The sequence below is a fragment of the Hydrogenophaga sp. BPS33 genome, assembly GCF_009859475.1.
GTDB lineage: Bacteria > Pseudomonadota > Gammaproteobacteria > Burkholderiales > Burkholderiaceae_C > Hydrogenophaga.
The window spans coordinates 2,006,374-2,023,826 of record NZ_CP044549.1; the positions used below are offsets into that span (position 1 = coordinate 2,006,374).

The following is a 17,453-nucleotide window of genomic DNA, read 5'->3' on the forward strand; positions in this document are numbered from 1 at the left end:
ATGAACGACGACCCCTTGGGCCAGCTCGGTTCCAACGCCACCGACCGAAACTGGGAGCGCGCCACCCTGGAAAAACTGGTCTTTGCGACCATCCGGGAGCAGCAGGCCACACGCCGCTGGAAGATCTTCAACCGGCTGTTCTGGCTGGCGGTCATCGGTGCCATTGCCTGGCTGGTCTACGCCAGCAACAACACGACGGCCGTGAGCACGCCGCACACCGCGGTGGTGGACGTGAAGGGCGAAATCGCCAGCGGCGCCGAGGCCAGTGCCGAGAACGTGGTGGCCTCGCTGCGCACTGCCTTTGAGGACACCGGCGCACAGGCCGTGGTGTTGCTGATCAACTCGCCCGGCGGCAGCCCGGTGCAGGCCGGCATCATCAACGACGAGATCACCCGCCTGAAGGGCTTGCACGATAAAAAGGTGTACGCCGTGGTCGAGGAAACCTGCGCATCAGCGGCCTACTACATCGCTGCCGCGGCCGACGACATTTATGTGGACAAGGCCAGCCTGGTCGGCAGCATCGGTGTGCTCATGGACGGCTTCGGCTTCACCGGCCTCATGGACAAGCTCGGCATCGAGCGCCGCCTCATGACGGCCGGTGAGAACAAGGGCATGCTCGATCCCTTCAGCCCGCTCGACGACAACCAGCGCGCTTACATGCAGCAAATGCTCGGCGAGATCCATGCCCAGTTCATCGACGTGGTGAAGCGGGGCCGCGGAGGGCGCCTGAAAGAAAACGGCGAAACCTTCAGCGGCCTGGTGTGGAACGGCCAGCAGGCGGTGACGCTGGGCCTGGCCGATGGCCTGGGCAACCTCGACTACGTGGCCCGCGAGATCGTCAAGGCAGAAGAAATCGTGGACTACACGCAGCGCGAGAACGTGGGCCTGCGCCTGGCCAAGCGTTTTGGTGCCAGCGTGGGTGAAGGCGTGTTCCACGCCGCGCGCGCGGCCGGCATCAGCCTGAAGTAACCCCGCCGGGCAGGATTCAGCTTCTGTAGCCTTTCGGGTTGCCGCTCTGCCAGCGCCAGGCGTCGGCGCACATCTCTTGCAGCGTGCGTTGCGCTTCCCAGCCGAGCAGGCGCCTGGCAAGCGTCGGGTCGGCCCAGCACTGCGCCACGTCACCCGCGCGGCGCGGCGCAAGCTGGTACGGCACGGGCCGGCCGCTGGCCTGCTCAAAGGCCCGCACCACCTCCAGCACGCTGTGTCCGCGTCCGGTGCCCAGGTTCACCGTGAAGCTCTCGCCACGCCCCAGCAAGGCCTTCAGCGCGGCCACATGGCCGGCCGCGAGATCTTGCACGTGGATGTAGTCGCGCACCCCGGTGCCGTCGGGCGTGGGGTAGTCGCTGCCGAACACGTTGAGGTGTTCGCGCTGGCCCACGGCCACCTGCGCCACGTAGGGCATGAGGTTGTTCGGAATGCCGGCGGGATCCTCGCCGATCAGGCCGCTCGGATGCGCGCCCACCGGATTGAAGTAGCGCAGCGTTGCGATGCGCCATGCCGGCCGGGCCCTCAGCAACGCACTGAGCATGTCTTCGATGACCAGCTTGCTGTGCCCATACGGATTGGTGTGGCTGCGCGGGAAGTCTTCGGTGATCGGTACCGTGGCCGGGTCGCCATACACCGTGGCACTGCTGGAAAACACCAGCGTGGGCGCGATGCCCGGGTCTTCGGCGTGCAGCGTTTCCATGGCGCGCAGCAGGCTGACGGCGCCGCCAATGTTGTTGTGGAAGTACTTCAGCGGATCGGCCACGCTTTCGCCCACCGCCTTGTCACCCGCGAAATGCACCACGCCAAGCGGGCGGTGGCGGCGCAGCACGTCTTCCAGCCAGGGCAGGTCGAGCACGTCGCCGCGCTCCAGCGCAAGCGGGCGGCCGGTGATCTGCGCCAGCCGCTCCAGCACCACCGGGTGGCTGTTGGCGAAGTTGTCCAGCAGCACCGGCTCGAAGCCGGCTTCGATGAGAGCGATAGCGGTGTGGCTGCCGATGTAGCCGGCACCGCCGGTGAGCAGAACTTTCATGGAGGGTTGCTCACTTTTTGCTGCCGGTGTCGGATTGCCGGCCGTACACGTCCTCCAGCCGCACGATATCGTCTTCGCCGAGGTAGCTGCCCGACTGCACTTCGATCATCTCCAGCGTCATCTTGCCGGGGTTGTGCAGCCGGTGCGTTTCACCGATCGGGATGTACGTGGACTGGTTTTCGGACAGCAGGTACACCTCTTGCCCGCGCGTGATCTCGGCCGTGCCCTTGACGATGATCCAGTGCTCGGCACGGTGGTGGTGCTTCTGCAGGCTGAGCGAGGCACCCGGCTTGACACCGATGCGCTTGACCTGGAAGCGCTCGCCCATGTCGACGCTGTCGTACCAGCCCCAGGGCCGTGCCACGCGGCGGTGCATGGCGGCCTGCGGAATCTTGCGCTGCGAGAGGTGCGCCACCACGTCCTTCACCTGCTCGGCGTGGTCGCGTTGCGCGACCAGCAAGGCGTCGGGCGTGTCGATGATCAGCAGGTCTTGCGTGCCCAGCGCCACCACGGTGCGGCTGGGCGCGTGGATGAAGGTGTTGCGCGCGTTCAGGGCGTGGCCCTGGCCGGTGATGCGGTTGCCCGTTTCGTCGCAGGGGCTGAGGTCGGCCACCGCGTTCCAACTGCCCACGTCGCTCCATTGGCCCTGGAACGGCACCACGGCGACCTGGTCGTGCGGCTCCATCACCGCGTAGTCGATGCTCTGCGAGCGGCAGGCGAGGAATGGCTCGGCCGCCGGGCGCACGAAATGGATCTGCCCGACCGTGTCCTGCTTCGGTGTGGCCATGGCCTTTTCGCAGGACTGCAGGATGTCGGGCGCATGCGTCTTCAATGCGGCGAGCAAGGTGCTGGCGCGGGTGAGGAAGATGCCTGCATTCCACAGCACATGTCCCTGCAGCAGCAGTGCCTGCGCCGCTTCGGGCGCTGGCTTCTCGATGAAACGGGCCACCTTGCGGCTGCCGTCGCCGCGGTCATCGCCTTGCTGAATGTAGCCATAGGCACTGCTGGGAAAGCTGGGCATCACGCCGAAGGTGACGATTGCACCGCCCTCGGCCGCGGGCACGCCCTGCCGCACGGTGGCCGCGAAGGCGGCGGCATCGGGAATGTGGTGGTCCGAGGGGCAAAACAACAGCAGGGGGTCTGCCTTGCCTGCAGCGCTGGCCAGCAGCGCGGCCAAAGCCATGGCCGCTGCGGTGTTGCGCGCCGCGGGTTCGAGCAGCACCTGGCCCGGGACCTGTTCCGCTTCGATCGCGTCGGCGACCAGAAAACGATGGTCTTCGGCGGCCACGCAGATGACGGTGTTGTCGCACCAGGCCAGGCGGTCCAGTGTGAGTTGCAGCAGGCTCTTGTCGCCCACGAGCGGCACGAACTGCTTCGGAAAACTTTGGCGGCTCAGTGGCCACAAACGTGTGCCGGAGCCGCCGCAGAGAATGACGGGGGTGATGCTCATGCGAGGGGTGCAGATGGGTTGGAGACCATGTCACACATGGTTGCGGGAAGAGCGAGCCAGTGTAGCGTTTGCGGGAAAGTGATCGTTATTATGGGTAGCTGTTTCACCTTTGACGTTTCGGCGTTCCCGCTCATATATGAAGACCATTCGCAAAGCCGTGTTCCCCGTGGGAGGTCTCGGCACCCGCTTTCTGCCGGCCACCAAGGCCATTCCCAAGGAGATGCTGCCGGTGGTGGACAAGCCGCTGATGCAATATGCCGTAGAGGAAGCTTACGCAGCCGGCATTCGCGAGATGATTTTTGTGACCGGTCGTCACAAGCGAGCCATTGAAGACCACTTCGACACGGCTTACGAACTGGAGATGGAGTTGGAGGCCGCGGGCAAGAGCGCTTTGCTGGAACTCGTGCACTCGATCAAACCCGACGACATGGACTGCTTCTACGTGCGCCAGCCGCGTGCGCTGGGCCTGGGGCATGCCGTGTTGTGCGCCGAGCGCCTGGTGGGCGATCAGCCCTTTGCGGTCTTGCTGGCGGACGACTTGATGATGGGCAAGGACCAGGCCCAGGGTGGCCCGACCGTGTTGCAGCAGATGGTGCAGGCCTACGAGTCCAGCCCGGGCACGGTGCTCGCCGTGCAGGACGTGCCGCGCGCCGAAACCCGGCGCTATGGCGTGGTGGACGTGCATGGCGCCTCGCAGGCGCTGGCCGAGGTGTTCGCGATGGTGGAGAAGCCCGCGCCCGAGGTGGCACCGTCGACCTTGGCCGTGGCCGGGCGCTACGTGCTCACCCCGGCGGTGTTCGATAGCATCCGCCAACAGCCCCGCGGTGCGGGTGGCGAGATCCAGCTCACCGACGGCATCGCCGCCCTGATCGGCAAGGAAAAGGTGCAGGCGTTCCGCTATGAGGGCAAGCGCTACGACTGCGGCAGCAAGGAAGGTTTCCTGGAGGCCACGATCGATCTGGCACTGGCCAACGCCGAGTTGAGCGGCTCGGTGCGCGCCCACCTCCAGCGGCTGAAGCTTTCCTGAGCGCTTCTCAGCGTCCGAGCAGGAACACGCTCGGCGCGTCCAGGGGCAGGCTGCTCTGCAGGCGCTGGTCGCGCTTCCACTCGCTGATCAACCCGCTGCGGCATGCCTGCTGCGGCAGGCTGAGCGCGCTGCACACCGCCAGGCGCGTGTGCGGGTGCAGCGTTTGCAGCGCCGCCTGGAGCAGTGCGGCATTGCGGTAGGGCGTTTCGATGAACATCTGCGTCTGCCCGGATTTCAGGGCCAGTGCTTCCAGCTCGCGCAGGCGCTTGGCCCGCTCGTTGGCTTCTTGCGGGACGTAGCCGACAAACGCGAAGTTCTGCCCGTTTAGCCCGCTGGCGGCCAAAGCCAGCATGAGCGAAATCGGCCCGGTGAGTGGCACCACCCTAAGACCCATGGCATGCGCTGCGCGCACGATCGAACTGCCCGGGTCGGCGATGGCGGGCATGCCGGCTTCGCTGACCAGGCCCACGTCGTGCCCCTGCAGGGTCGGCGCGAGAAGCGCGCGGGCTTGGGTGTCGTTGTCGGCCTGAGGGGCGTGGTCGCCCTTCTTGTGTGCCGCGCGTGGCAACTCGACGATCTGTTGTGCCTGCAGAGGCGCGGCCAGACCCGCAGCCGCCTCAACCCGCTTGAGAAAAGCACGCGTGCTCTTGGCGTTTTCGGTGATCCAGTGCGTGAGGCGGCTGGCCGTGGAGAGGGTCTCGGCGGGCAGCCATTCGCTGGGCGGCGCGGGGGCGTCCTGCGCCATGCCGAAATCGAGTGGCGTCGGCACGAGGTACAGAGCGCCCCGTTTTTCGGTGTGGCCGTTCACAGGATCTGTACTCCGGCCGCACGGATCAGGCGGCAGGTGCGGATCAGCGGCAGGCCGACCAGCGCGGTGGGATCGTCGTTGTCGATGCGCTCCAGCAAGGCGATGCCCAGGCCTTCGCTCTTGGCGCTGCCCGCGCAGTCGTAGGGCTGCTCCTTTCGCAGGTAGGTCTCGATCTCGTCGTCGCTCAGGTCGCGGAATACCACCCGCACGGCCGCGATGCAGTGCTGCTCGAACTGGCTGGCCTGGCACACCACGGCCAGCGCGGTCTGGAACACCACCGTCTGGCCCCGCATGCGACGCAGTTGGGCAACGGCGCGGTCGTGCGTGCCAGGCTTGCCCAGGGGTTCGCCGTGCAAGTCGGCTACTTGGTCGCTGCCGATCACCACCGCCTGCGGGTGGCGCCGCGCGACGTCGCGCGCTTTCTCGATCGCCAGCCGCAGCGCCAGGGCCGCTGGGGCCTCGCCAGGATGGGGTGTTTCGTCGACCTGGGGCGCGACGGCTTCGAAGGGCAGCCCCAGGCGGGACAGCAACTCGTGGCGGTAGCGCGAAGTCGAGCCGAGAATCAGGGCGCGCGAGGACGGCGGCGAAAACGTGTCAGGGGCTGGTGTCATCCCGGTATTTTCGGGGCAATCTTTTACACTGCCCGGATGAAAACGAACCCCAAGGCAGCCTGGAACCCGGATCGGCTGGATGTGCGCGCCTTCGCGCAGGCGGGAGCCCAACTGGAGGCCGAGGAAGCGCTGGCCGCGTTCAAGCGCTTGCACGCCGAGACCGCGCTGGACGACGGCGCCTCGGGCAACGTGCAATGGCGGGCGCAAGGAGAAATGCGCCCGGGGGCCACGGAGGGTGCCCTGGCGGTGTGGCTTCACCTTGAAGCACAGACCCGGGTGCCACTGACCTGCCAGCGGTGCCTGGGGGTTGTCGAAACCCCGTTGACCGTCGACCGCTGGTTTCGCTTCGTCGCCGACGAGGCCGCGGCCGAGGCCGAGGACGACGACTGCGAAGAAGATCTGCTGGCGCTGGAGCCCCGGCCCAATCTGCGCGATGTGCTGGAAGACGAGCTGTTGATGGAGCTTCCGCTGGTTCCCATGCACGAGGTGTGTCCCGTGTCGGTGCGCATGCAGGCGGCCGACCCGCAGGTGGACACGGGCGACGGCGATGCACCCAAAAACCCATTTGCGGCCCTCGCCCAGCTCAAAAAGTCGAATTGAACGATACCGGGCGGATCGGGCTATAATGCTTGGCTTTGCGCCAGTGCCCATTTGCATCTTCTAGATGCGCTCCGGTCAGGCGCACGAACCGGTTGAGCGGGGTGATCAGATCTCCGTTTTTGCCATTCCGTTTGACCCTTACCGAATTCAGGAGCCCAGCATGGCTGTTCAGCAAAACAAAAAGTCCCCTTCCAAGCGTGGCATGCACCGTTCGCACAATGCGCTGAACGTGCCCGGCATCGCCGTGGAGCCCACCACCGGCGAAACCCACCTGCGCCACCACATCAGCCCCAATGGTTTCTACCGTGGCCGCCAGGTGTTGAAGAACAAGTCCGAAGCATAATGCCGGGGCGCCAGGGACCTCGCCGCGGTGTCGCGAACGGGAGTCCGGTTGGCCAGTGAGGACCAGGCCCGCATGCCGCATGCGGGCTTTTTTATTCTTGGGGTGCGCTAGTGGACCGTAACTAGGCGCCCAATCCGGGGTGTTGTCATGATCACCATCGCTGTGGATTGCATGGGAGGCGATGTCGGACCGGCGGTGACCGTGCCCGCGTGTGCCGCCTTCCTGTCCAGTCATCCTCAGGCCCGTTTGTTGCTGGTGGGCCGGCCTGAGGTATTGGGTGCTTGGCCCAATGTGCTCAATCACGCGCGCTGTAGCGTGGTGCCGGCGACCGAGGTTGTCACCATGGAGGATCCGGTGGAGGTTGCGTTGAGGCGCAAGAAGGACTCCTCCATGCGGGTCGCCATCCATCAGGTCAAGGACGGCGCCGCGCAAGCTGCGGTCTCAGCAGGCAACACGGGGGCGCTGATGGCGATCGCGCGCTATGTGCTCAAGACCCTGGATGGTATTGATCGCCCAGCCATTGCCACCCAGATGCCCAATGCAAAAGGGGGTGCGACCACGGTGCTCGATCTGGGAGCCAACGTGGATTGCTCCGCCGAGCACCTGCTGCAATTTGCGGTCATGGGTTCTGCCCTGGTGGTGGCCGCCTCGGGGCAAAAGAATCCCAGTGTCGGCTTGCTCAATGTGGGCGAGGAGGTCATCAAGGGCAGTGAGGTTATAAAAAAAGCTGGCATCTTGCTGCGAAATGCTTCCAACTCCGGTCATTTGAACTTTTTTGGCAACATTGAAGGTGACGACATCTTCAAGGGCACGGCGGATATTGCGGTGTGCGATGGTTTTGTGGGAAACGTTGCCCTGAAGGCCAGCGAAGGGCTCGCTTCCATGATTGGCGGCTTCCTCCGTGAAGAATTCTCCAAAAATATCTTCCGGAAAATAGGGGCCATTTGCGCTTATCCGGTCTTAACAGCTTTTAAAAAACGCGTAGATCACCGTCGCTACAACGGCGCGGCTTTGTTGGGCTTGCGGGGGCTCGTGTTCAAGAGCCATGGTTCGGCCGATGCCTTTGCATTCGAGCACGCCCTGGCCCGCGCTTATGATGCGGCCCACAACCAATTGCTGGACAACGTGCGAGAGCGGGTTGCCCAAGCCCAGCTTCTGATCGCACCGGACTCGCTGCCGAGCGAGTTGAAAAGCGCTTCAACCCACTGAATTTCCCGATTGCCTTCATGACACGCTACGCCCGCATCACCGGCACCGGCAGTTGCCTGCCGCCCCAGCGTTTGACCAATGCCGACATGGTGGCCTTGCTGGCGCCCCGAGGCGTGGAGACCAGCGACGAATGGATCGTCGAGCGCACGGGGATTCGAGCGCGCCATTTCGTGGCCGACGGTGTGTACGCGAGCGACTTGGCCGTGGAGGCCTGCCGCAAGGCGATGGAGGCCGCGGGTGTCGCGGCTGGCGAGATCGATCTGATCATCGTTGCGACGTCGACGCCCGACATGGTGTTTCCGTCCACGGCGGCCATCCTGCAGCACAAGCTGGGCGTCGCGGGTTGCCCGGTGTTTGACGTGCAGGCGGTCTGCAGCGGCTTCATCTATGCGCTGACCGTGGCCGATTCGCTCATCCATTCCGGAACCGCGAGCAAGGCTCTGGTGGTCGGCGCCGAGATCTTCAGTCGCCTGCTCGATTTCAACGACCGCACGACCTGCGTGCTGTTTGGCGACGGGGCGGGGGCGGTTGTGCTGGAGGCATCCGATACGCCTGGGATCCTGGCCACCGACATCCATGCCGACGGCAAGCACACGGGCATCCTGTGCGTCCCCGGCCATGTATCGGGCGGTCAGATTCTGGGCGATCCGTTGCTCAAGATGGATGGGCAAGCGGTCTTCAAGCTCGCCGTGGGCGTGCTCGAAGAGACGGCGCGCACCGTGCTGGCCAAGGCCGGCAAGACCACCGAAGACATCAATTGGCTGATCCCGCATCAAGCCAATATCCGCATCATGCTGAGCACCGCGCGCAAGCTCAAGCTTGCGCAGGACAAGGTGGTGGTGACGGTCGACCAGCACGGCAACACCTCGGCCGCCTCGATCCCGCTCGCGCTCGATCAAGCGGTGCGCGATGGCAAGGTCCAGCGCGGTGACACGCTGATGCTTGAAGGCGTGGGCGGTGGTTTCACCTGGGGTTCGGTGCTGCTGGATTTCTGATCCCGCGGGCGTTGCTCCTCTCTTCCCCAAAAAGACATATGAAAAATTTTGCTTTCGTGTTCCCTGGTCAGGGCTCCCAGTCCGTGGGCATGCTCGACGCATGGGCCGATCACCCTGCCGTGGTGGAGACATTGAAGGAATCGTCGGACGCCATGGGCGAAGACATCGGCATGTTGATCCGGGAAGGCCCCGCCGACGTGCTGGCCATGACCATCAATACCCAGCCGGTGATGCTGGTGGCTGGCATCGCTGCGTGGCGTGTGTGGCGCGCAGAGGGAGGCGCGTTGCCGGCTGCGGTTGCAGGGCATTCCTTGGGCGAGTATTCCGCGCTGGTGGCAGCGGGTGTGCTCAGCTTGGCGCAGGCCGTGCCATTGGTGCGTTTTCGTGCGCAAGCCATGCAGGATGCTGTACCTGCGGGTACCGGCGCCATGGCGGCCGTGCTCGGTCTCGGCGCCGACGCGGTGGCGGCAGGATGTCGCGAGGCCCAGGCCACGTTCGCACGCGACAGTGCCGAGGTGGTGGAGGCGGTCAACTTCAACGACCCTGTGCAGACGGTGATCGCTGGCAGCAAGGCGGCTGTTGACAAGGCTTGCGAAATGCTGAGGGCCATGGGTGCGAAGCGGACTTTGCCACTGCCGGTGTCTGCGCCATTCCATTCGAGTCTGATGAAGCCTGCCGCGGAGAAGCTCAAGGAGAGGCTCGCGGTCACTACTTTCCTGGCGCCGCAGATACCGATGATCAACAACATCGATGTCCTGGTCGAGTCCGATCCGGACCGCATCCGTGATGCCTTGTACCGGCAAGCTTTCGGGCCCGTGCGATGGGTGGAGTGTGTCCGCGCGATCAAGGCCCGCGGCATCGATACGGTGGTGGAATGTGGTCCTCGCAAGGCGTTGACCGCCATGGTCAAGCGCGTGGACCCTTCGCTCACGGGGGCGGCGTTGTTCGATCCCGCAACGCTGGCAGAGGTTCAGGCCCTGCTGGCCTGACGCTTGGAGAACCCATCATGTCGGAAATCAAATTTGCAGGCCAAGTGGCCTTGGTCTCGGGCGCGTCGCGCGGCATTGGCGCGGCGATCGCTGCCGAATTGGCGGCTCGTGGCCTGATCGTGATCGGTACGGCGACCACCGACGACGGCGCCGCCAAGATCGGTGCCGCCTTGGCCGCTGTGCCGGGTGCGTCGAGTGGGTGCCGCGGTGCCAAGCTGGATGTCAACGACGCGGCTGCGGCAGAGGCCTTGATCGACGAGATCGTCAAGACCCATGGCGGGCTGCAGGTTTTGGTGAACAACGCAGGCATCACGCGCGACATGCTGGCCATGCGCCTGAAGGATGCCGATTGGGATGCGGTGCTGGATACCAATCTCAAGGCCGTGTTTCGCATGAGCCGTGCCGCCATCCGTCCCATGATGAAGCAGCGCTATGGCCGCATCATCAGCATCACCAGTGTGGTCGGTGCGTCGGGCAATGCTGGGCAGGCCAACTATGCGGCGGCCAAGGCCGGCGTGGCCGGCATGACGCGCGCATTGGCGCGCGAGCTCGGCAGCCGCAGCATCACGGTGAACTGCGTGGCACCCGGTTTCATCGAAACCGACATGACGGCCGCGCTGCCTGAAGAGCAGCAGAAGGCCTTGCTGGGGCAGATCCCGTTGGGCCATCTGGGCAAGCCCGCGGACATCGCGCATGCCGTGGCCTATCTGGCGAGCCCGCAGGCCGCGTATGTGACGGGGCAGGAGCTGCACGTCAATGGCGGCATGTTCATGTCCTGAACCTGCGGGCATCTTGCATTTTTGAGCCGCGTCAGCCGCCCGGCGGGCCGTGTGGGGGACGTTCCCCCTGGCACGGCTAAAATGGCGGACTGTATTTCAACAACCCTCAGAGGGACCTATGAGCGATATCGAAGCACGTGTGAAGAAAATCATTGCCGAACAACTCGGTGTGGAAGAGGGGCAGGTCACGAACGAAAAGGCCTTTGTGGCCGACTTGGGCGCCGATTCCCTGGACACGGTTGAGCTGGTGATGGCTCTCGAAGACGAGTTCGGTATCGAGATCCCCGACGAAGAAGCCGAGAAGATCACCACGGTTCAAAAAGCCATCGACTACGCGATGGCCAACCAGAAGGCCTGAAGCACCGATGAGCCGTCGCCGTGTCGTCGTGACCGGCCTGGGTTGCATCAGCCCCGTGGGCAACACGGTGGCAGACTCCTGGGCCAACCTCCTGGCCGGACAGTCCGGCATTGACTTCATCACGAGGTTCGACGCATCGAACTTCGCCTGCAAGTTCGCAGGACAGGTCAAGGGGTTCAATCTGGATGAGTACATCACCGCCAAGGAAGCGCGGACGATGGATACCTTCATCCACTATGGAGTGGCTGCGGCCATGCAGGCGGTGGCGGACTCGGGCCTCCCCGTTGGCGAGCAGTTGGACGACGAGCAGGCAACCCGCATCGGTTGCGTGATCGGCTCGGGCATTGGCGGTTTGCCGCTGATCGAAGAGACGCACACCGAACTGACCAACCGAGGACCACGGCGCATCACGCCGTTCTTCGTGCCGGCCTCCATCATCAACATGATCTCGGGCCATGTGTCGATGAAGTTCGGCTTCAAAGGCCCAAACATTGCCATTGTCACCGCTTGCACCACGGGGCTCCACTGCATCGGGGAAGCGGGTCGCATGATCGAGTACGGTGATGCCGACGTGATGATCGCAGGTGGTTCCGAGGCCACTGTGTCGCCCTTGGGCATTGGCGGCTTTGCCGCCATGCGTGCCCTGTCGACCCGCAACGATGATCCGAAGACCGCTTCGCGTCCCTGGGACAAGGACCGGGACGGTTTTGTCTTGGGCGAAGGTGCTGGCGTCATGGTGCTGGAAGAGTATGAGCACGCCAAGGCACGCGGTGCGAAGATCTATGCCGAGTTGGGCGGCTTTGGCATGAGTGCCGATGCCGGCCACATGACGGCACCCAACATGGACGGCCCTCGCCGGGCCATGTTGAGCGCGATGCGCAATGCCGGCATCAATGCCGATCAGGTGGACTATCTGAATGCGCACGGCACCTCCACGCCGCTGGGTGATATCAACGAAACGAACGCCATCAAGGCTGCGTTGGGGGACCACGCGAAGAAGCTGGTGGTCAGTTCAACGAAGTCGATGACGGGCCATTTGCTGGGTGGCGCGGGTGGCATCGAGTCGGTGTTCACCGTGCTGTCGATCCATCACCAGAAGGTGCCGCCGACCATCAATATCTTCAACCAGGACCCGGAGTGCGATCTGGACTATTGCGCGAACACCGCGCGGGATGTGAAGATCGACGTGGCCGTGAAGAACAATTTCGGTTTCGGCGGGACCAATGGGACGTTGGTGTTCCGGCGCGTCTGAACGCATTGTCGATCTGATCCATTTTTCCGTCCGCATGGTCAGCGCCCCATCGGTGACATATCCGGTGGGGCGCTGCCGCTTCTATGCGGGTCTGCTGGTGGCGCTGGGCTTGTTGGGGGCGTTGGTCCTGGGGCGGTGGTTCCTCGGTGTCGGGTCGCACCGTGGCTGGCAGGGCGGACTGGGTGCCGCGGCCGGTCTGTTGTGGTGGGCCTTTGCCGCATGGGGCTGGTGGCACTCGCCTGTGGGCGCTTTGCGCTGGGATGTGGCAGCTCCATCGCAAGAACTCTCCAGGTCGGGGGCGTGGGTGTGGCGTGGCTCGGCTGCTGCTGACAGCGTCCCCTTGCCGCGGGTGGTGGTGTCGCTGGACATGCAAAACCGCATCCTTCTCTGTCTGCACAGTGCCGGCACTTTCACGCGCTGGGTCTGGGTAGAGCGCAGACGCGACCCCGCACGCTGGCCAGACCTGCGCCGTGCCTTGGTGGCACATACCTGATGGCCACAAACCACTGGGTTATATTTCCGCGCGCATGACACCCGAAGACCACACCGCTCCCCAACCGCCTGATAGCGATGTCATGCTGGTGCAGCGCACGCTCGCGGGAGAGCAGCGGGCGTTCGAGATGTTGGTGGTGAAGTACCAGCGCCGCGTGGAGCGCCTCATCGGGCGCATGGTGCGCGACTCGGATCTGGTGCAGGACATCGCACAGGAAACCTTTATACGGGCCTACCGCGCGCTGGCGCAGTTCCGAGGAGACGCCCAGTTCTATACCTGGCTGTACCGCATCGCGGTCAACACGGCCAAGAAGCAACTGCTGGAGCTCAAGCGCGATCCGCTGGTGTACCAGTCGCAAATGAAATCCGGGGACGACGATGAAACTTCCGCCCCGGAACGCGAACTAAATTCGGGAGCGGCCGATGCCGAGACGCCCGAAGCGGTGCTGGCCAGCAAGGAAATTGCCCAGGCCGTCAATGCGGCCATGGATGCGCTGCCCGAAGAGTTGCGCATGGCGATCACCCTGCGAGAGATCGAGGGCTTGAGTTACGAAGAAATTGCTACCGCACTGGAGTGTCCCATCGGAACCGTGCGCTCCCGGATATTTCGAGCACGCGAGGCCATTTCGGGGCGGATCAAACCCATGCTGGAGCGCCAGACTGGGAAACGCTGGTAGGAGAGGCAGAGTGCGCCCGACAGGGTCGCGACTGGCCCCGTAAATTTGGGATGTTCAGGAAGTCATCATGAATGCCGTAAAAGTCAGTTTGAATCCTCCGTTTCAGGAAGACGCTGGCCATCGTTCGCCAGAGCAGATGTTGTCCGCCCTGGTGGATGGTGAGGTCGACGACGACCAGCTCGCCGCGTTGTTTGCGCCGGACCAGGGCGCTGAAGATGTGCTCGAGAAATGGCACACCTACCAGCTGATTGGACATGTGCTGCGCGGCGACACCGCTGCTTCGGAGATGACGTGCAGGCCGGGCGATTTTCTCGCCGGTGTGCGCGGGCGCCTCCAAACCGAAACGATGCCTGTCGTGCCATCCCAGCCACCAAGCGTGGCCGCGCGTGCGCCCGCGGCGAACGATGCGGTGTTTCGGTGGCAGCTTGTCGCGGGCATGGCTTCGTTGGCGGCGGTGATGGCGGTCAGCTGGTCTGTCCTGAGCAGTGCACCTGGTGGACCCGGTGCGGTCGATCCCCAACTGGCCGTGGCGCCAGCCTCTGCCACTGTGGTCGCGACGCCACCATCGCCGGCCGTGCAACCCTCGACCACCGTCGTCGTGAACACGGGGCAAGGTCCGTTGATCCGAGATGCCCGCCTTGAGGAACTCCTGGCCGAACACCGCCAGAATGGCGGCATGTCTGCGCTTCAGATGCCCACAGGGTTCATCCGAAGCGCGACTTACGATGCCGCAGGACGCTGAGAATCCATGACGTCTATCTTGTCTCTGCCCGTGGCCAATCGCGAGGTTCGTTCGGCATGGCACTTCCTGCCATTCTCGAAACGGCCCCGTGTCCGGCGTTGGAGTTTGGTGGTACTGGTCGCGTTGGCCTCGGGATTCGTCTTGCCGGTACACGGGCAGCAGAGCGCTCCCGCGGCAACCGATGGCACGCGCAGCGTGAGCGAGTGGCTCACGCGCTTGCACGAGGCATCGCAACGTCGCGCCTACATCGGCACCTTGGTGGTGTCCGCAGGGTCGGCCATGTCCGCTTCAAAAATCTGGCATGTGTGCGACGGCTCGCAGCAGATGGAACGCGTGGACACGCTCACGGGGGCGCCCCGAACCACCATTCGCCGCAACAAGGAAGTCATCACCTTTGTGCCCGAATCGAAAACCGCATTTGTCGAGAAGCGGGAATCGTTGGGCATGTTCCCGGAGTTTCTCGGCAGGCCCGGGAATCAGATCGAGCAGTTCTACAGCGTGCGCGAGATCGGGGCGCAGCGCGTCGCAGGCCATTTGGCCGACATGGTGGAACTCCTGCCACGCGATGACTTGCGCTTTGGCTACCGCATCTGGTCGGAGCAACAAACCGGTCTCGTGGTGAAGCTGCAGACCTTGGGGGGACAGGGCGCTGTTCTGGAGCAGGTGGCGTTTTCCGAGCTGCAAATGGATGCGCCCGTCAGCATGGACAAGCTCAAACGGCTCATGAAGGAAACCCGCGGCTACGAGGTGCACAAGCCCGTGCTGAAAAAGACGACGGCCGAGGCAGAAGGGTGGCGCTTGAGCGAGTCCGTTCCAGGTTTCACGCCCATGAGTTGCCACACGCGCGAGGTGCCCGGGTCCACGGCGAAGGGGCCTGGCATGGCCCCCATGCAGTGGGTGTTTTCCGATGGGCTGGCCTCTGTCTCTCTGTTTGTGGAGCCGTTCGACCCGCAGCGCCACCTCGCGGAGTCATCGGCAATCGTCGGTGCCACGCATTCGGTCAACCGGCGTGTGGGAGACCATTGGCTCACGGTGTTGGGCGAGGTGCCTCCCGCGACCCTGCGCCGCTTTGCCCTGTCGCTGGAGCGCACGCGCCCTTGAGGCCCGCGTCTGCGAAACGCTGGCTTTCCTGCATCTGTTTTGGTGTCAAAGGATCTACATGACGCACATCCGTTCTGTTCGGCCTTCGTTGATGGCTTTGCTGATGGCTGCCGGTAGCGGCTTGGTGTTGCAGGCGCCTGCCGCTGCGCAAGTCGTGCCAACCGTTCCGCCTGCCGCCAGTGTGCGCGGCTTGCCGGACTTCACCGATCTGGTGGACATGGTGGGTCCATCGGTGGTCAACATCCGCACACTGGAGCGCGCCAGCCGCGACGGCTCGGCCGGCTCGAGTCCTGACGAGCAGATGCTGGAGTTCTTCAAACGCTTCGGCATTCCTGTCCCTCCGGGAATGACGCCGCGCGGCCCGCGGCAGGAACGCGCGCCTTCCGAAGAGGCGCAGCCGCGGGGTGTGGGATCGGGCTTCATCCTGAGTGCAGACGGCCTCATCATGACCAACGCACACGTGGTGGAGGGTGCGGACGAGCTGATCGTGACCTTGCCGGACAAGCGCGAATTCAAAGCCAGGGTGGTGGGCGCCGACAAGCGCACCGACGTGGCCGTGGTCAAGATCGAGGCGACCGGATTGGCCGCCGTGAAAATCGGCGACATCGGTCGCTTGCGCGTCGGCGAGTGGGTGATGGCGATCGGTTCGCCCTTCGGCCTGGAGAACTCGGTCACCGCCGGCATCGTGAGTGCCAAGCAGCGCGACACAGGCGATTTCCTGCCCTTCATCCAGACCGACGTGGCCATCAACCCTGGCAACTCGGGCGGGCCGCTGATCAACATGCGCGGTGAGGTGGTGGGCATCAACAGCCAGATCTATTCGCGCTCGGGCGGCTTCCAGGGTATTTCCTTCGCGATCCCGATCGACGAAGCCGTGCGTGTGTCGGATCAGCTCCGATCGACGGGCCGCGTGACGCGCGGACGCATTGGCGTGCAGATCGATCAAGTCAGCAAGGACGTGGCCGAATCGATCGGCTTGGGCCAGGCCAAGGGAGCGCTGGTGCGCGGGGTGGAGCCCAATTCGCCTGCCGCCAAGGCCGGCGTGGAGCCCGGGGACATCATCCTGAAGTTCGATGGCAAGGAGATCGAGAAGTCGATCGATCTGCCGCGCTTGGTGAGCAACACAAAGCCCGGCAACAAAAGCAGCATGACGGTATTTCGCCGCGGCAGCCAGCGCGAATTGGCGATCACGGTGGCCGAACTCGAGCCCGAGCGTTCAACCGCTCGCGCCACGACGCCCGAACCCCCCAAGGCGCAGTCGAGCAACTTGCTGCAATCGTTGGGTTTGAGCCTCGCCGAACTGACCGCAGCAGAGAAGAAGGAACTCAATCTCAAGGGGGGTGTGCGTGTGGCGTCGGCCGAGGGGCCCGCCGCACGCGCGGGCCTGCGCGAAGGTGACGTGATCGTTGCCATCGCCAATGCCGAGACGGCGAGCATCAAGGATGTCGAGGCTGCACTGGGCAAGCTCGACAAGTCGCGTCCTGTCAACGTGCTGTTCCGCCGTGGCGAGTGGGCGCAGTACGCCGTGATCCGTGCACCACGTTGAGCCCCCGTTTCGGGTCAATAACCCCCGGTTCCGATTGGGATTGGGGGTTTTTTCTGGGTGGTGGTCTATTCGCCACACTGGGTTTTCCTGAGCGATGGCCGTTGCGCCGGAATTTTTTGTTAGTGAATGCTTACAATCGCGGCGAGTCTCATGACCGAATTCGCTAAAATGCTGCCCATTCTGATCGGATTCCCATGTCGACGGGCTTCTTCAATCCACGATGTGGGAGTGGTGGAAGAAGCCCCCAGGTCATCCACAGTCGCCTCGCAGGTTGTTTGAAAATGCTGTGGATGATCTGTGTATAACTTGGTTGTTGCTGCGCTGCAACGAGGCAAAAGCGGTGGTTCTGTGGTTTGCATTCTGGGCTTTTTGCCTACAATGAAACCCCAACTATCGCAGTTGCCATTGATTGTTGGTTATGGGCGCGTCAGCAGCTGACGCGCCCTTTTTTATGGCC

General features: G+C 64.0%; 19 protein-coding genes. 15 read left to right on the forward strand and 4 right to left on the reverse strand.

Features of this window, described 5'->3' with window-relative positions:
• Window positions 1–969: a S49 family peptidase gene (locus tag F9K07_RS09455; protein WP_159591942.1), complete on the forward strand. Its 969-nt coding sequence runs from the start codon at window positions 1–3 to the stop codon at window positions 967–969.
• A gap of 16 nt (window positions 970–985) precedes the next feature.
• Here the strand turns inward: F9K07_RS09455 and galE are convergent, their stop codons facing one another.
• On the reverse strand, window positions 986–2,017 hold the full coding sequence (galE, locus tag F9K07_RS09460) for a UDP-glucose 4-epimerase GalE (protein WP_159591945.1): 1,032 nt from the start codon (window positions 2,015–2,017) through the stop codon (window positions 986–988).
• 10 nt (window positions 2,018–2,027) lie between these two features.
• A complete protein-coding gene (locus tag F9K07_RS09465) occupies window positions 2,028–3,467 on the reverse strand; it encodes a mannose-1-phosphate guanylyltransferase/mannose-6-phosphate isomerase (RefSeq protein WP_159591948.1) in 1,440 nt (479 codons plus the stop codon).
• A gap of 136 nt (window positions 3,468–3,603) precedes the next feature.
• Between F9K07_RS09465 and galU the strand changes: the two genes are divergently transcribed.
• Window positions 3,604–4,494, forward strand: coding sequence for a UTP--glucose-1-phosphate uridylyltransferase GalU (gene galU, locus F9K07_RS09470; protein WP_159591951.1), 891 nt, complete (start codon window positions 3,604–3,606; stop codon window positions 4,492–4,494).
• A 7-nt stretch (window positions 4,495–4,501) separates the two neighbouring features.
• Here galU and F9K07_RS09475 read toward each other — a convergent pair whose 3' ends face one another.
• Together F9K07_RS09475 and F9K07_RS09480 are read right to left on the reverse strand one after the other, a co-directional pair.
• Window positions 4,502–5,239, reverse strand: a complete 738-nt coding sequence (locus F9K07_RS09475; RefSeq protein WP_236581986.1) for an SAM-dependent methyltransferase — start codon at window positions 5,237–5,239, stop codon at window positions 4,502–4,504.
• Between the two features lie 59 nt (window positions 5,240–5,298).
• A complete protein-coding gene (locus F9K07_RS09480) occupies window positions 5,299–5,913 on the reverse strand; it encodes a Maf family protein (protein ID WP_159591957.1) in 615 nt (204 codons plus the stop codon).
• Between the two features lie 36 nt (window positions 5,914–5,949).
• Here F9K07_RS09480 and F9K07_RS09485 point away from each other — a divergent pair, with 36 nt between their 5' ends.
• The 13 genes from F9K07_RS09485 to F9K07_RS09545 all read left to right on the forward strand — a co-directional run bounded on the left by F9K07_RS09485 (window position 5,950) and on the right by F9K07_RS09545 (window position 16,996).
• Window positions 5,950–6,513 carry a YceD family protein gene (locus F9K07_RS09485; RefSeq protein ID WP_159591960.1) on the forward strand — a complete coding sequence of 188 codons (564 nt, stop codon included), beginning with the start codon at window positions 5,950–5,952 and terminating at the stop codon, window positions 6,511–6,513.
• A 160-nt stretch (window positions 6,514–6,673) separates the two neighbouring features.
• Window positions 6,674–6,856, forward strand: a complete 183-nt coding sequence (gene rpmF, locus F9K07_RS09490) for a 50S ribosomal protein L32 (RefSeq protein ID WP_005794249.1) — start codon at window positions 6,674–6,676, stop codon at window positions 6,854–6,856.
• A 147-nt stretch (window positions 6,857–7,003) separates the two neighbouring features.
• Entirely contained in the window at window positions 7,004–8,065 is a 1,062-nt protein-coding gene (gene plsX, locus F9K07_RS09495; protein WP_159591963.1) for a phosphate acyltransferase PlsX, read from the forward strand.
• Window positions 8,066–8,082: 17 nt separating this feature from the next.
• Complete coding sequence (locus F9K07_RS09500) at window positions 8,083–9,060, forward strand: beta-ketoacyl-ACP synthase III (RefSeq protein ID WP_159591966.1); 978 nt, start codon at window positions 8,083–8,085, stop codon at window positions 9,058–9,060.
• A 38-nt stretch (window positions 9,061–9,098) separates the two neighbouring features.
• On the forward strand, window positions 9,099–10,049 hold the full coding sequence (fabD, locus tag F9K07_RS09505; RefSeq protein WP_159591968.1) for an ACP S-malonyltransferase: 951 nt from the start codon (window positions 9,099–9,101) through the stop codon (window positions 10,047–10,049).
• A 17-nt stretch (window positions 10,050–10,066) separates the two neighbouring features.
• Window positions 10,067–10,828, forward strand: a complete 762-nt coding sequence (fabG, locus tag F9K07_RS09510) for a 3-oxoacyl-ACP reductase FabG (protein WP_159591971.1) — start codon at window positions 10,067–10,069, stop codon at window positions 10,826–10,828.
• Between the two features lie 118 nt (window positions 10,829–10,946).
• Window positions 10,947–11,186 carry an acyl carrier protein gene (acpP, locus tag F9K07_RS09515; protein ID WP_137920249.1) on the forward strand — a complete coding sequence of 80 codons (240 nt, stop codon included), beginning with the start codon at window positions 10,947–10,949 and terminating at the stop codon, window positions 11,184–11,186.
• Window positions 11,187–11,193: 7 nt separating this feature from the next.
• Window positions 11,194–12,438, forward strand: coding sequence for a beta-ketoacyl-ACP synthase II (gene fabF, locus F9K07_RS09520; protein WP_159591974.1), 1,245 nt, complete (start codon window positions 11,194–11,196; stop codon window positions 12,436–12,438).
• Window positions 12,439–12,472: 34 nt separating this feature from the next.
• Window positions 12,473–12,931, forward strand: a complete 459-nt coding sequence (locus F9K07_RS09525; RefSeq protein WP_159591977.1) for a hypothetical protein — start codon at window positions 12,473–12,475, stop codon at window positions 12,929–12,931.
• Window positions 12,932–12,965: 34 nt separating this feature from the next.
• Window positions 12,966–13,607 (forward strand): RNA polymerase sigma factor RpoE, encoded by a 642-nt coding sequence (gene rpoE, locus F9K07_RS09530; RefSeq protein ID WP_159591980.1) that lies wholly within the window; start codon window positions 12,966–12,968, stop codon window positions 13,605–13,607.
• Between the two features lie 67 nt (window positions 13,608–13,674).
• Window positions 13,675–14,349, forward strand: coding sequence for a sigma-E factor negative regulatory protein (locus F9K07_RS09535; protein WP_159591983.1), 675 nt, complete (start codon window positions 13,675–13,677; stop codon window positions 14,347–14,349).
• A 6-nt stretch (window positions 14,350–14,355) separates the two neighbouring features.
• Window positions 14,356–15,450, forward strand: coding sequence for a MucB/RseB C-terminal domain-containing protein (locus F9K07_RS09540; RefSeq protein ID WP_159591986.1), 1,095 nt, complete (start codon window positions 14,356–14,358; stop codon window positions 15,448–15,450).
• 58 nt (window positions 15,451–15,508) lie between these two features.
• A complete protein-coding gene (locus F9K07_RS09545) occupies window positions 15,509–16,996 on the forward strand; it encodes a DegQ family serine endoprotease (RefSeq protein WP_159591989.1) in 1,488 nt (495 codons plus the stop codon).
• The last annotated feature ends 457 nt before the right edge of the window (window positions 16,997–17,453 follow it).